The 13,509-nt window shown below is 64.6% G+C and carries 11 protein-coding genes; 3 read left to right on the top strand and 8 right to left on the bottom strand.

All coding sequences use genetic code 11. From position 1 onward, the window contains the following. Positions 1 to 3: 3 nt before the first annotated feature. The 6 genes from SO156_RS29510 to SO156_RS29485 all read right to left on the bottom strand — a co-directional run bounded on the left by SO156_RS29510 (position 4) and on the right by SO156_RS29485 (position 7,409). Positions 4 to 1,692 carry a methyl-accepting chemotaxis protein gene (locus SO156_RS29510; RefSeq protein WP_498537218.1) on the bottom strand — a complete coding sequence of 563 codons (1,689 nt, stop codon included), beginning with the start codon at positions 1,690 to 1,692 and terminating at the stop codon, positions 4 to 6. A 337-nt stretch (positions 1,693 to 2,029) separates the two neighbouring features. Then, positions 2,030 to 3,763, bottom strand: a complete 1,734-nt coding sequence (locus SO156_RS29505; RefSeq protein WP_498537217.1) for a methyl-accepting chemotaxis protein — start codon at positions 3,761 to 3,763, stop codon at positions 2,030 to 2,032. Between the two features lie 207 nt (positions 3,764 to 3,970). Next, positions 3,971 to 4,222: a DUF6894 family protein gene (locus tag SO156_RS29500; RefSeq protein ID WP_498537216.1), complete on the bottom strand. Its 252-nt coding sequence runs from the start codon at positions 4,220 to 4,222 to the stop codon at positions 3,971 to 3,973. A gap of 175 nt (positions 4,223 to 4,397) precedes the next feature. Then, positions 4,398 to 4,997 carry a hypothetical protein gene (locus SO156_RS29495; protein ID WP_458145226.1) on the bottom strand — a complete coding sequence of 200 codons (600 nt, stop codon included), beginning with the start codon at positions 4,995 to 4,997 and terminating at the stop codon, positions 4,398 to 4,400. Between the two features lie 111 nt (positions 4,998 to 5,108). Beyond that, complete coding sequence (gene acuI / locus SO156_RS29490) at positions 5,109 to 6,095, bottom strand: acrylyl-CoA reductase (NADPH) (protein WP_498537215.1); 987 nt, start codon at positions 6,093 to 6,095, stop codon at positions 5,109 to 5,111. A gap of 39 nt (positions 6,096 to 6,134) precedes the next feature. Continuing rightward, entirely contained in the window at positions 6,135 to 7,409 is a 1,275-nt protein-coding gene (locus SO156_RS29485; RefSeq protein WP_498537214.1) for an MFS transporter, read from the bottom strand. Between the two features lie 352 nt (positions 7,410 to 7,761). Between SO156_RS29485 and nadA the strand changes: the two genes are divergently transcribed. The 3 genes from nadA to nadC all read left to right on the top strand — a co-directional run bounded on the left by nadA (position 7,762) and on the right by nadC (position 11,449). Next, positions 7,762 to 8,868, top strand: a complete 1,107-nt coding sequence (nadA, locus tag SO156_RS29480; RefSeq protein ID WP_498537213.1) for a quinolinate synthase NadA — start codon at positions 7,762 to 7,764, stop codon at positions 8,866 to 8,868. Positions 8,869 to 8,951: 83 nt separating this feature from the next. Beyond that, entirely contained in the window at positions 8,952 to 10,559 is a 1,608-nt protein-coding gene (locus SO156_RS29475; protein ID WP_498537212.1) for an L-aspartate oxidase, read from the top strand. Between the two features lie 14 nt (positions 10,560 to 10,573). After that, positions 10,574 to 11,449 (top strand): carboxylating nicotinate-nucleotide diphosphorylase, encoded by an 876-nt coding sequence (gene nadC, locus SO156_RS29470; protein WP_458145221.1) that lies wholly within the window; start codon positions 10,574 to 10,576, stop codon positions 11,447 to 11,449. Between the two features lie 3 nt (positions 11,450 to 11,452). On the opposite strand, the gene SO156_RS29465 is transcribed toward nadC, so the two are convergent. Together SO156_RS29465 and SO156_RS29460 are read right to left on the bottom strand one after the other, a co-directional pair. Beyond that, on the bottom strand, positions 11,453 to 12,898 hold the full coding sequence (locus SO156_RS29465) for a cell wall hydrolase (RefSeq protein WP_458145220.1): 1,446 nt from the start codon (positions 12,896 to 12,898) through the stop codon (positions 11,453 to 11,455). Between the two features lie 306 nt (positions 12,899 to 13,204). Next, a partial coding sequence (locus SO156_RS29460) for a hypothetical protein (RefSeq protein ID WP_498537211.1) occupies positions 13,205 to 13,509 on the bottom strand: 305 nt, incomplete at its 5' end.

Below are 13,509 nucleotides of genomic sequence, written 5' to 3'. Positions count from 1 at the left end.
TGATCAGGCCGCGCGCACCGACTCCAGGAAGCTGGCGACCTCGACCTTGAGGCGCGTGCTGTCGGACGCAAGCGATTTCGCGGCTGACAGCACCTCTGTCGAGGCCGAGCCGGTATCGATCGCGCCGCGCTGCACGTCGGTGATGTTGGAGGAGACCTCCTGCGTGCCGACCGAGGCCTGCTGCACGTTGCGCGAAATCTCCTGCGTGGCGGCGCCCTGCTCCTCGACGGCCGCGGCGATAGCCGACGACACTTCGGACAGCCGCTCGATGGTGCCCGCGATCTCCTTGATCGCGCTGACGGACTCCTGCGTGGCCGTCTGGATGCCCGAAACCTGGAGGCCGATCTCCCCGGTCGCCTTCGCGGTCTGTTCGGCAAGCGCCTTGACCTCGGACGCCACGACGGCGAAGCCGCGGCCCGCTTCGCCGGCACGCGCGGCTTCAATCGTCGCGTTCAGCGCCAGCAGGTTGGTCTGTCCCGCGATCGTGTTGATGAGCTCTACGACGTCGCCGATGCGCGCGGCCGCCTGCGACAGCGCGTTGACACGCTCGTTGGTGCGCGCCGCCTGGTCGACGGCCTCCGCCGCCATGCGCGCCGATTCCTGCACCTGCCGGCTGATCTCGTTGATCGACGATGATAGCTCCTCCGACGCCGACGCGACGGACTGGACGTTCGTGGATGCTTCCTCGGATGCCGCCGCAACCACGGTCGCGAGCTCCTGGCCGCGCTGCGCGGTGCCGCTCAACGTGCTCGCGGACGCCTCGAGCTCGGTCGACGCCGAGGACACGGTTTCGACGATCTCGCCGATCATGGCCTCGAAATTGCGTGTGATTCCGTCGACGCGGCGGGCTCGCTCGATCTTGGCCTCGGCGTCGCGCGCCGCCGCCTCGTCGGCCGCCTTTTTCGCGATCAGAGCTTCCTTGAAGATCTGCAGCGCATCGGCCATCGATCCGATCTCGGTTCGCGCGCCGCGATGCGGGACTTCTGCCGAGAGCTCGCCGTTGCCGAGCGCCTGCATCGGCCGGACAATCGAGGCGATGCCGCGCGAGACGTCCTGCACCAGGAAATAGGCGGCTGCAATCGCGATCAGCACCGACGTCACGATGATGCCGAGCAGAACACGGAAGGCGATGGTGTAGCTGTCGGCGGCCTTCCTGGTTTCCGCCTCGGCACCCTTGTTGTTGAGCTCGATGTCCTGCTGGAGCAGCGGATCGGCGGCCTGCGCCATCTTGGCGACCTTGGTCTGCAACAGCTCGTTGGCGTCGGTCGGGAAGTGGCCGACACTCTTGCGCGACAGCGTCATCACCTCCTGCACGCCATTCAGATAGTCGGCCCAGGCCTTGCTCCACTGGTCATACAGGGCGCGCTCTTCGGGCGAGGTAATCAAAGGCTCATAGCTCTTGCGCGTCGTCTCGATACGCTCGCGCAACGACGCCATCCGCTTCTCGGCGGCCTCCTTGCCCTCGGCGCTGTCCTGCATCAGGTGCAGGCGGAGCGCGACCCGTAGCTCGTTGATGTCGGCGCGAAGCGATCCCAGCGCGCGGACGCTGGGCAGCCAGCTCTCGGAAATCTCGACCGTATGCGCGTTGATGGTCTGCATGGTGCTGATCGCCATCATGCCGACGCCGGCGAGCGCGAGCACCAGAGCACTCAACACGGTCAGTATTTTCAATCGGATCGACAATTTCGACATTGCAATAATCCCGACAGATGGACGGTACGCAGGCGGACGCAGTCGTTAGCGCTCCGATCGACAAAACGGACGATCGGATGGGTTCAGTTCGACAAATGCTGGCTGGTTCTTGTTGGGTCGAAGATGCACGCTGAGTTCCAAGCCACGGTTAATTTGAAACTCCGTAGTAATACGGCCCAATTGCGGGGATGATGCCTGCTTGGGTTTTCTGGATCGTTAACCCTGCGATTGTTTCGCTGCCGCTTTCCATCATGAACGCACGGCCGCCGCGGCAAAGCGCGGCGGCCGGAAGGGATCACTGGGGCTGCCGCTCAGACCTGCGAGGTGTGCCGAGCCCTCACGCGGCGCGCACGGTGCCGAGAAATTTTCCGACTTCGAGCTTGAGCCGGTTGCTGTCGCCCGCGAGCGACTGCGCGGCCGCCAGCACCTGCGTTGAGGCCGATCCGGTTTCGCCCGCCCCGCGCTGCACGTCGGTGATGTTGGATGACACCTGATGCGTGCCCTGCGCAGCCTGCTGCACATTGCGCGAGATTTCCTGAGTCGCCGCGCCCTGCTCTTCCACTGCAGCCGCAATGGTCGAGGAGATCTCCGACAGCCTTTCGATGGTGTCGCTGATGTCGCGGATGGCGCTGACCGACTCCTGCGTCGCCGTCTGGATACCGGAGATCTGCTGACCGATCTCGCCGGTCGCCTTGGCGGTCTGTTCAGCCAGTGCCTTGACCTCGGAAGCCACGACGGCGAAACCCCGACCGGCCTCGCCGGCGCGCGCCGCCTCGATGGTGGCGTTGAGCGCGAGCAGATTGGTCTGGCCCGCAATGGTGTTGATCAGCTCGACCACGTCGCCAATGCGGGTAGCCGCCTTGGACAATTCGCTGACGCGCTCGGTCGTGGTGCGCGCCTGGCCGACCGCCTCATTGGCGACGCGCGCGGACTGTTGCACCTGCCGGCTGATCTCGGTGATCGACGATGACAGCTCCTCCGTCGCGGAGGCCACCGACTGCACATTGGTGGAGGCCTCTTCAGACGCCGCTGCGACCATCGTGGTCAGTTCCTGCGCGCGCTCCGCAGTGGAAGTGAGCGTCGAAGCCGACGCTTCGAGCTCGGTCGCGGCTGAGGACACGGTGTCGACGATCTCGCCGACGGCGGCTTCGAAGCTGCTGGCGAGCTTGTGCATCTCGGCCTTGCGCTGCGCGGCGGCAATCTGGTCCTGCTTGATCTTGGCTTCGGCCTCCTCACGCGCCTTCTGCTCGGACACGATCTTGAACTTCTCGACGGCCGCGGCGACGCCACCGACCTCGTCCTTGCGACCGAGCCCCGGCAGCACCACGGAGAAATCGCCGCCAGCGAGCTTGTCCATGGCCACAGTGAGCGCGCGGATCGGCCGCGCAATGGTCGTGAAGGACATCAGCCAGGAGCAGATCAGGACAAGCGCGGCGCAGATGCCGACCACCGTTCCGATATGTTCGCTGGACGCCATCTCCTGAAGGGAGCCGGCGATCTCCTCCTCGCTCTTGTGTCTTGCGAAGTCGGCGATCTGGCCTGCCAGCCCGTCCATTTCGGTAGCGGTCGGCAATGTGATTTCGCGCGAGATGCGCATGCTCTCTTCGGTGAGCTTGGCGATACGGGCGGCATCTGCGCTCGTCGCGGCGATCATCTCGCTCCGGATCGCGGCGATCTGCTGCGCACCCTTCAGATAATCTGCGGAGAGATTCCTGAGCTTTTCGATCCGCGCGCGGTTTTCCGCAGACTGTGACAGCTTGAGCATCGCATCGACGGCGTTGCCCAGCGACCTTGACCGCTCGACCAGAGACTCGTTCGCCTTTTGCAATTCACCTGCATTGTTGCCGAGCCGAATATCCCGGACGGCGAGCTGCATGCTGCGCACCCAGAGCCTGGCTTCGACGGCATCCCGTGCCAGCTCCTGCTGCGCGAAGGCCGCTTGGTTGGAATGACGCACATTGCCGTTGCCTATGATCTGGCTTGCGATCATGGCGACGACCAAAAGGATACCGAACGCCGACGTCACCGCCAGCTTGGTACCGATCCGCAAATTCTGGACAAAGCTCAGCATGGGCACGTTTCCCGGATATGCGCGGCCAAGTCATTGTCGGCCACCCTCGGCGTTGATCGCCCTTGCCTAAAAGCTGAGCGCCGGGAATTCCGATTTGATTAACAGCGCGCGCCGGAAAACTACGGGAATTGAAGAAAACCTCTTGAAAATCAGCACGGAACGCGCGCTTAACAAGTTAACCACACGCGGCGGTAGGCCGCTCGGATTCTAGGCAGTGGAGCTGCGCTCCTTCACTGCCTCACTGGCCAGGCTGATGCGAAACACGAGCTGCTTGTTCTCGTCGAGGAGATCCATATGCCATTGCGCGTTGGGCTTCAGGCCGCGTGCGATGCCGCCAAGCAGGTTCGCGCAAACCTCCGTCATCTCGCTCCAGGCGGCCGCACGATTCTCGAATTCATAAGCGTGATCGGATGCGCCGGAATAGCGGCCGGTGCTGATCCGAAAGTAATACCGCGCCATCGTCGAACCCTCTTGTCGGGCCGCCCCCCCGCTGGCCGTCACGCAAGGCTTCGGCGCGAACGGCTACCAAGGCATGAAAACCGCCGCCCGTATGACTACGGCGCGGCGGCAAACACAGCTCGTCAGGTTTCAACGATAAACGGCGCGGAAAGCATACGCGCCTGACAGGCAAAGCTCAGTCGGTCGAGCGGCGCAACTCGAGCGCGCCGTCATTCTTCGGCGCTTCGGGCTTCGCTTGCGACTTCACCGGCTCGATGCGGCCGGTCTCGACACGCGGCGTCTCGACACGTGCGGCAACTTCGGTTGCGGATGCGCTGACGGAGCCGGTCGTGCCCGGCGCGCGCAGCGATCGCGGCCGCGCCACCGCACGCGCCATCAGCATCTGATTGCCACCCTGGTGGTGGAAATCGCAATAGGCAAAGCCCATGCCCGAGACCGAGCCGCGGAAGCTGCGGTCATCGGTCTTTTCGAGGTTGAAGCAGGGTTCGAATGGAATGCCCTTGATCGAGGCGCAGACGTTCTGGCCACGAATCTGGAGCGTGTTGCCCGGCAGACGGATGTGGCGAACGGGACCGGCGCCCGAGAACTGCACGGCGCCTGCGGCGCCGAGATCGTCGAGGATGCGGCCTGCACCGCGGGTCCCGTCGAAACAGGTGAAGGCGAACACCTTGCCCGCCACGAACCGGCGCGCCTCGTCCGCGTTCATACTTCCTGCAATGGCCGGCGCAACCGTTGCCGCCGCCGTGACAGCTCCCAACACAATACGCGCAAGCATGCTCTTACTCCGACAACCCCAGTAGCGGGCAAGCCTGAACCCTTTACCCGCTGCTTACCATACTAACCGTGGCGACATTGAAGCAGCTTGGTTGGTAAAGTCTGAACGCCGTTAGAGAATTTTTACCACGATGCGGCCGCGGACCTCGCCCGCGAGAATCTTCGGCCCCCACTCGATGACTTGGTCGAGCGGAATTTCTTTAGTGATTTCAGCTAGTTTCGTCCGATCAAGATCGGACGCCAGGCGTTGCCAGGCCGCCTTCCGCGGCTCCGGCGGGCACATCACCGAATCGATGCCCAGAAGGCACACCCCGCGCAAAATAAATGGCGCGACCGAGGACGGCAGATCCATGCCGGCGGCAAGACCGCAGGCTGCAATCGCTCCGCCATACTTCGTCATCGACAGCAGATTGGCCAGCGTGGTCGAGCCGACACTGTCGACGCCGCCGGCCCAGCGCTCCTTGGCGAGTGGCTTTGCGGGCGCGGACAGCTCGTTGCGGTCGATCACCTCCGCCGCTCCCAACTCCTCCAGATAACTCGCTTCCGCCGCGCGACCGGTGGAGGCGATGACGTGATAGCCGAGCTTTGACAGCACGGCGGTCGCAACCGAGCCGACGCCACCGGCCGCGCCCGTCACCACCACGGGGCCGCTCTTCGGCGAGATGCCCTGCTTCTCCAGCGCCAGCACTGCGAGCATTGCAGTGAAACCGGCGGTGCCGACCGCCATGGCATCGCGCGCCGACAGGCCCTGCGGCAGCGCGACCAGCCAGTCGCCCTTCACCCGCGCCTTCTCGGCATAGGCACCGAGATGCGTCTCGCCCATGCCCCAGCCGGTGCAGACGACCTTGTCGCCCACCTTCCATTGCGGATGGGAGGACTGCTCGACGGTGCCGGCGAAATCGATGCCGGCGATCATCGGGAAGCGGCGCACCACCGGCGCCTTGCCGGTGAGCGCGAGGCCGTCCTTGTAGTTCAGCGTCGACCACTCGACGCGCACGGTGACGTCACCGTCCATCAGCTCGGCTTCGTCGAACTGCGTGAGCACGGCAGAAGTGCCTTTGTCCGCCTTGTCGATCCGGATCGCCTTGAACGTTGCCACGGCAAAACTCCCTGACTTGTTTTGGGGATGTTTAGCCGATCAGGCAGGCTGTGCAACCGCTCTGGCGACGGGTTTCTCTACGATCGGGAGATTGATCAGCGCGGACAGCACGCCGAACAGGATCGAGAGCCACCAGATCGGCGTATAGGAACCGAAGCGCTCGAACACGATGCCGCCGAGCCAGACGCCGAGGAAGCCGCCGACCTGATGGCTGACGAAAGCAAAGCCATAGAGGGTTGCGAGCCAGCGCGTGCCGAACATCAGCGCCACCAGCGCCGAGGTTGGCGGCACGGTCGAGAGCCACATCAGGCCGGACACCGCACCGAAGGCGACCGCCGAGAACGGCGTGATCGGAAACGAGATGAAGGCGAGCGTTGCGAGCGCACGAATGAAATAGATCGTCGAGAGGATGTAGCGCTTGGGCAGATAGTTCTGCAGCCAGCCAACGCTCAGCGATCCCACCATGTTGAAGAGCCCGATGGCTGCGATCACCCAGCCGCCAACATGCGTGGAGATGCCGCGATCGACAAGGAACGCCGGCAGGTGCACGGTGATGAAGGCAAGCTGGAAACCGCAGGTGAAGAAGCCCAGTACGAGCAGCACATAAGAGCGATGGCCGAACGCCTCGGCGAGTGCCTTGGTGAAGGATTGCTCGTCCGCGGCCGTCGTGCTGGATGAGTTCGCAACGGGCGGCGTGGACAGCGCGAGCGAGAGCGGAACGATCAGCAGCATCAGGCCGGCGAACACCGTGAGCGCCTGCTGCCAGCCGAAATTGTCGATCAGCGCGACGCCGACGGGCGCGAACAGGAATTGCCCGAACGAGCCGGCCGCAGTGCCGGCGCCGAGCGCCAGCCCACGCTTCTCGGCCGGCAGAAGCTTGCTGAACGCCGACAGCACGAGATTGAATGAGCACCCGGCAAGCCCGAAGCCGACCATGACTCCGGCGCCGATGTTGAGCGACAACGGCGTCGAGGAATAGCGCATCAGCAACAGGCCGCCGGCATAGAGCACGGCGCCGACGCACATCACGCGAAACAGGCCGAAGCGATCGGCGACCGCGCCGGCAAATGGCTGGCCCAGTCCCCACAACAGATTCTGCAGGGCGATCGCGAGGCCGAAGACGTCGCGACCCCAGGAAAATTCATGGCTCATCGGCTGGACAAAGAAGCCGAGGCTCGAGCGCGGGCCGAAGCCCAGCATGCCGATGGCGCAGCCACAGAGAATGATGATCGCTGGCGTGCGCCAGGAAGAAGGTGAAGTAGGAGAAGTGGAAGAACGCGAAACCGGACCAAGGTCGCCCACGCTTGCCGACATGCATTTTCCCTTTTCTGCGGTTGGCGGGGTCCGGAATAGGTCACCTCGCCGGATTGGGTTAATGCATTTGCATGAAAATCCCAAGAGGGAAGCGAACATTGCTGCCCTGCAAATCGCGCGCGGAGTACGCGCACGGGAATGTGTCCGGATGAGTCTGGCGGCCGGCAGCCTCCCGTGCTATGTTTGATCTGCTCATATTGAGCATATTAACGTGAGCTGCCGACTCTTCTCCGAGCTGCGGATGTTGTCCGGCAAAAGCTGATGCGGCTCCCAAACCCAACCGGCCTCGAAAGGCCGGATTTCTAACAGCCCACATATACTCATATTGAGTATATTTGAACGGGAGGCTTCGATGCCAATCTTTGGAATTTACGGCCCCGACGATTTTGCCAAGCGGCCGCAGGGCCACACCGCTCCCACCGCACGCAAGCCCGTCGGCAATCGCGGCCCTGCATTACCGCGGCCTTTGCTGGAATGGACACCGGAGGTCGAGCAGGCCACGGCGCATCTCTACGAGCGGGTGAAGCACGTGATCCCGTCGATCGAGTGGCCGCTGATGGCGCCGGCCATCAATGCGATCAACGAGCTGAAGCAGGCGCGCGGCGCGGTGATCCTCGCGCACAACTACCAGGCCCCCGAGATCTTTCATTGCGTCGCCGACATCGGCGGCGACTCGCTCCAGCTCGCGGTCGAGGCGACCAAGGTGAAGGCCGACATCATCGTGCAATGCGGCGTTCACTTCATGGCGGAGACGTCGAAGCTGCTCAATCCGGACAAGACGGTGCTGATCCCGGATTCCCGCGCCGGCTGTTCGCTCGCCGCCAGCATCACGGGCGCGGATGTGCGCCTACTGCGCGAAAAATTTCCCGGCGTGCCCGTCGTCGCTTATGTCAACACCTCGGCCGAGGTGAAGGCGGAAGTCGACATCTGCTGTACCTCGTCGAACGCGGTGCAGGTGGTCGAAAGCCTGCGCGCGCCGAGCGTGATCTTCCTGCCCGACCAGTACCTCGCAAAGTACGTCGCCTCGAAGACCGACGTGAAGATCATCGCCTGGAAAGGCGCCTGCGAGGTGCATGAACGCTTCACCGGCGAGGAGTTGCGCAGCTTTCGCGAAGCCGATCCGTCCGTGCAGATCATCGCGCATCCGGAATGCCCGCCTGATGTTTTGGCGGAAGCCGATTTCACCGGCTCGACTGCCCACATGATCAACTGGGTGCGCGAGAAGCGGCCGAAGCGGCTCGTCATGATCACCGAATGCTCGATGGCCGACAATGTGCGCGCCGAGCTGCCCGAGGTCGAGATGTTGCGCCCCTGCAATCTCTGCCCACACATGAAGCGCATCACTCTGTCCAACATTTTGGACAGCCTGCTGACGCTCAGTGAGGAGGTGACGATAGATCCCGCCATCGCCGAACGCGCCCGGCGTTCCGTCGAGCGGATGATCAATTTGAAGAACTAGCGCAACACACGAAGCCGTCGTCCCGGACAAGCGAACGAAGTGAGCGCTGATCCGGGACGACAGTTGAGTGAATGGAGACAGCCATGCCAAACACCATCCACGACCTCACCCGTACCACCGACGACGTCGTCATCGTCGGCGGCGGCCTCGCCGGGCTGTTCTGTGCGCTAAAGCTGGCGCCGCGACCCGTGACGCTGATCTCGGCCGCGCCGCTCGGACAGGGCGCATCAAGCACCTGGGCGCAAGGCGGAATCGCGGCAGCCGTCGGCGAAGGCGACAACCCGGAGGCGCATGCTGCCGATACCGTCGCGGTCGGCGGCGGTCTCGTCGATGAAGACGTCGCGCTCGGAATCGCACGCGAAGCAGCGCCACGCATTCACGATCTCCTCAGCTACGGCGTCCCCTTTGACCGCGATCTCGAGGGCAGGCTCGCCGTGGGGCGCGAAGCCGCGCATTCGGCCCGGCGCATCGTGCATGTGCGCGGTGACATGGCGGGCGCGGCGATCATCGCGGCGCTCAGCGAGGCCGTGCGGCGCACGCCGTCGATCCGTCTGATCGAAGGCCTTGTCGCCGAGGCGCTGCTGACCGAGGACGGCGCCGTCACCGGATTGCAGCTCCGCGACGCCAGCAATCCGGCGGCACGCCCCGTCATTATCGCTTCTCCCGCAGTGGTTCTGGCAACCGGTGGCATCGGCCATCTCTACGCCGTCACGACCAATCCACTGGAAGCAAGCGGATCAGGGCTCGCGATCGCGGCACGGGCCGGAGCCGTCATCGCCGATCCGGAGTTCGTTCAGTTCCATCCGACCGCCATCATGTCCGGCCGCGATCCAGCGCCGCTTGCGACCGAAGCGCTGCGCGGCGAAGGCGCAACGCTGATCAACGGCAAAGGCGAACGCTTCATGACGGCACGCCATCCGCTCGCCGAGCTGGCGCCGCGCGACATCGTCGCGCGCGGCGTGTTCGCGGAGATCGCGGCAGGCCGCGGCGCGTTCCTCGATGCGCGGGAAGCGTTGGGTGCGCGCTTCGCCGAAAGATTCCCGACCGTCCATGCAAGCTGCATCGCGGCAGGCCTCGATCCGGCAACGCAGCCGATCCCGATTGCGCCCGCCGCGCACTACCACATGGGCGGCATCGCGGTGGATGCCCGCGGCCGCACGTCCATCGACGGGCTCTGGGCCGGCGGCGAGGTCTCGTCGACTGGCGCGCATGGCGCCAACCGGCTCGCCTCGAACTCGCTGCTGGAGGCCGTCGTCTATGCCGCGCGCATCGCGGAGGACATCGCCGGCCGCGCAATCCCCTCACCGGCCCGGCCGCCGGAAGTGCTGGTGATGCCCCGCAATGCCGCCATCGACAAGCGAGCCGAGACCAGCCTGCGCGCCATGATGGCGGCGCATGTCGGCGTGATCCGCGATCACAACGGGCTTGCAGAAGCCGTGCAATATTTCGCGGCGCTCGAACGCGATGCCGGCAGCGTTGCGCTTCGCAACATGGCGACCACGGCGCTTCTCGTCGCAGCATCCGCCTTCACGCGGCACGAGAGCCGCGGCGCGCATTTCCGCTCCGACCATCCGGCCGAGGCGCCTGCCTTCGCAGAGCGAACCATGACGACACTCGCCGCGGCGATCGAGGTCGCCGAAGCGCTGACCGAACAACCTGCGCGGCGGGCGGCGCAAGCCATGATCGCCTGACGGAGACCCTTGTCATGACCCCAGCTTCCCTACTCCATCCCGATGCTTTCCTGTCGCCGCTCGCGATCGATGAGGCCGTGCACCGCGCACTCGACGAGGATCTCGGTCGGGCCGGCGACATCACCTCGCTTGCGACGATCCCCGAGGCCAACACGGCTCACGCGATCCTGGTCGCGCGTCAGACCGGCGTGATCGCTGGACTGCCGTTGGCGCTGGCAACGCTGCTAAAGCTCTCCGACGCGGTCGAGGTGCAGGCCCACGTCCGCGATGGCGCGAAAGTGAAGGCCGGACAGCGCGTGCTGACGATCACCGGCGCCGCTCGCGCCATTCTCACGGCCGAGCGGACCGCGCTGAACTTCGTTGGCCGGCTCTCCGGCATCGCAACGCTGACGGCCGACTACGTCCGCCAGACCGAAGGCAGCAAGATGCGGATCTGCTGCACGCGCAAGACCACGCCTGGGCTGCGTGCGCTGGAGAAATACGCTGTGCGCTGCGGCGGTGGCTTCAACCACCGCTTCGGCCTGGATGATGCGATCCTGATCAAGGACAACCATATCGCAGTCGCCGGCGGCATCCGCCCCGTGCTGGAGCGCGCCCGCAGCCATGCCGGCCATCTCGTGAAGATCGAGATCGAGGTCGACACGCTGGCGCAACTGCGCGAGGTGCTGGACGCTGGCCTTGCCGATGCGGTGCTGCTCGACAACATGGATACCACCACGTTGCGTGAAGCTGTGAAACTGGCGGCCGGCCGCGTCGCGCTGGAAGCGTCCGGAGGTGTCACGCTGGGCTCGATTGCAGAGATCGCGGCCACCGGCGTCGACTACGTCTCGTCCGGCGCGCTGACGCACTCAGCGGCGAACTTCGACTGCGCGCTGGATATCGAGGCGTGAGCGCTATCGCCGCTCGGACGCGCCGAGCTCGGCCGAGCTCTTGGCTTCCAGCACGAGCTCGGCTGAGAGTGCGGCGGTCTGCGCCGGCGTGCCCCAGCTTGGCTCCTCGCTACCGTCGCCCCAGGCGCGCGGCCGGTAGAAGGTGTGCACGCCGAACTTGTACATCTTCTTCATCTCGGCGACCCAGGACGGGCGCACCCAATAGGCGTGATAGTGCGTCGACTTGCCGACCTCGGGCAGCCAGATCTGACCGTCGAGCGTTGCTTTCGCGATCTTCTTGGCGCGCTCCCACATGTCGGGCTCGCGGATCACGTCGGGATTGTTGTCGCAGGCGAAGGTGAACTGGCAGGCGAAGTGGCGGTATTTGTTCTGATAGACCACCCCGCAGACAGTGTCCGGATATTTGCCGGAGAACACGCGGTTCATCACCACCTGCGCAACCGCCATCTGGCCACGCACGGCCTCGCCGCGCGACTCGAAGTACACGGCTTCAGCCAGGCACTTCTCTGACTTGGCGCGCGACTTCTCGTCGAGGGCGAGCCGTTCGGCCGGCGACCTGACGCGCTGGTCGTCGGCGTTGACCTCGCCCTTGGGCGCAACGCTCTCGCCGCTCTCGGTCGCCGTTGCGACCTCCTCCGACGGCGGCGGCAGCGAGGCCATCACCTTCATGTCGGGGTCCGGCATCACGATCAGCGGCTCGGCGCCCGGCTGCCAGCTCTCCATGCTCTCGAGGCTCCCGCCGAGCGACGAGCTGCCGAAGAACAGGTTCGACGTCTTGACGCCGAAAGGATCGCGCGCCGGCGCGGCCGGGACTCCCTTCAAATCGTTGAGCGGCTGGCCCGCAAGCGGCAGCGCCGTGTCGCTTGCCGATGGCGCGCCCGAATATTGCGGCAGCGGCGGCGCGCGCAGCGCCTCCTCGAGTTCGGGATCAAGCGCGGCCGCGGACTCCGGCGACATCGCCTGCGGCAACGCAGCCGTCTTGGCGCCAAAGACCGAGCTGTTCGATGTGGCGGGATCCTGCACGGCGGGCGCCGCGGACGGCGCGGCCGGCTCAGCCGGCGCGGGGGTGGCCGTCGCGAGACGGTCGCCCTTTAGCGTGCGATCCACGCGCGGAAAATCGGCGGCCTGATAGCGCGGCGGCGTCTGGAGCGCCGGATTGCGCGAGATGCTGCCCGTGACGTCGCGATCGTCCAGGCTCGCGAGGCGGTAGCTGGCGCTCTGCGGAACCGAGGTTCCGATCGGACGGGCAAAGGTGTAGGTGGCGAGCTGGATCGAGGACGCCGCGGAAAATACCTGCCTCTGCCAACGCTCGGCGACGCCGGGTTGGCGCGCCAGCAGCGAAGCAATGTCCTGATATCCGGTCTCTCTCGGCATCAATGCGAAGATGCAGAGACCGATGCCGAAGGACGCGAACCGCGCGCCCTTCGGATGGTTACGCAACACAAACATCGATACGCTCACGCAACGCTTACGCTAGAGAAGATCGAACGCAGTGCGTCCGTGCAATTCGATCCTTTTTGTTGTTATCTAATTTAGGTTGCCGGGGAGTTAATCGACGTTGCGCGTACGCTACACTCAAGCAATCGCAGTTGTTTTCACGGTGCGATCGGGCGCGTTGGTAAATGCGACCTCACGCGAAGAGGTAAACGCCTCGTCAACCCATATGGTGAAGGAACTCTTCACGCGGCGTGTCATTACGGGACTTGGCTCAACAGACGCCGTCATTGCGCGCAACGTACTTCCACATAACCACTGTCATTCCCCGTGAAGGCGAAGGCGGGGAATCCAGTACGCCGCAGCTTCTCCGTGTACGTCACTGTCTCTGAAATACTGGATCGCCCGCCCCAGTGCGCAATTGCGCACGAGGCGGGCGATGACAGCGAGAGTATGGGACGCGCGTGCAACGATCTCGTCATTGCTTGCGAGCGCAGCGAAGCAATCCAGACTGTCTCCGCGGCGGGATTTCTGGATTGCTTCGCTGCGCTCGCAATTGTGCATGTTCATTAATTCGGTGATCGAATCCAGCCCGGCAGGGAGGGTTCGATGCGCGACAATAGCTT

The organism is Bradyrhizobium sp. UFLA05-125 (assembly GCF_059803515.1).
This window is presented reverse-complemented; position numbering and strand designations above follow the sequence as displayed.

Excerpts from the sequence above, each read along its gene's own strand:
- nadA (WP_498537213.1), top strand. The coding sequence starts at position 7,762 with ATGCCAATCTTTGGAATTTACGGCCCCGACGATTTTGCCAAGCGGCCG.
- SO156_RS29465 (WP_458145220.1), bottom strand. The coding sequence starts at position 12,898 with ATGTTTGTGTTGCGTAACCATCCGAAGGGCGCGCGGTTCGCGTCCTTC.
- SO156_RS29475 (WP_498537212.1), top strand. The coding sequence starts at position 8,952 with ATGCCAAACACCATCCACGACCTCACCCGTACCACCGACGACGTCGTC.
- SO156_RS29495 (WP_458145226.1), bottom strand. The coding sequence starts at position 4,997 with ATGCTTGCGCGTATTGTGTTGGGAGCTGTCACGGCGGCGGCAACGGTT.
- SO156_RS29510 (WP_498537218.1), bottom strand. The coding sequence starts at position 1,692 with ATGTCGAAATTGTCGATCCGATTGAAAATACTGACCGTGTTGAGTGCT.
- SO156_RS29485 (WP_498537214.1), bottom strand. The coding sequence starts at position 7,409 with ATGTCGGCAAGCGTGGGCGACCTTGGTCCGGTTTCGCGTTCTTCCACT.
- nadC (WP_458145221.1), top strand. The coding sequence starts at position 10,574 with ATGACCCCAGCTTCCCTACTCCATCCCGATGCTTTCCTGTCGCCGCTC.
- SO156_RS29500 (WP_498537216.1), bottom strand. The coding sequence starts at position 4,222 with ATGGCGCGGTATTACTTTCGGATCAGCACCGGCCGCTATTCCGGCGCA.
- SO156_RS29505 (WP_498537217.1), bottom strand. The coding sequence starts at position 3,763 with ATGCTGAGCTTTGTCCAGAATTTGCGGATCGGTACCAAGCTGGCGGTG.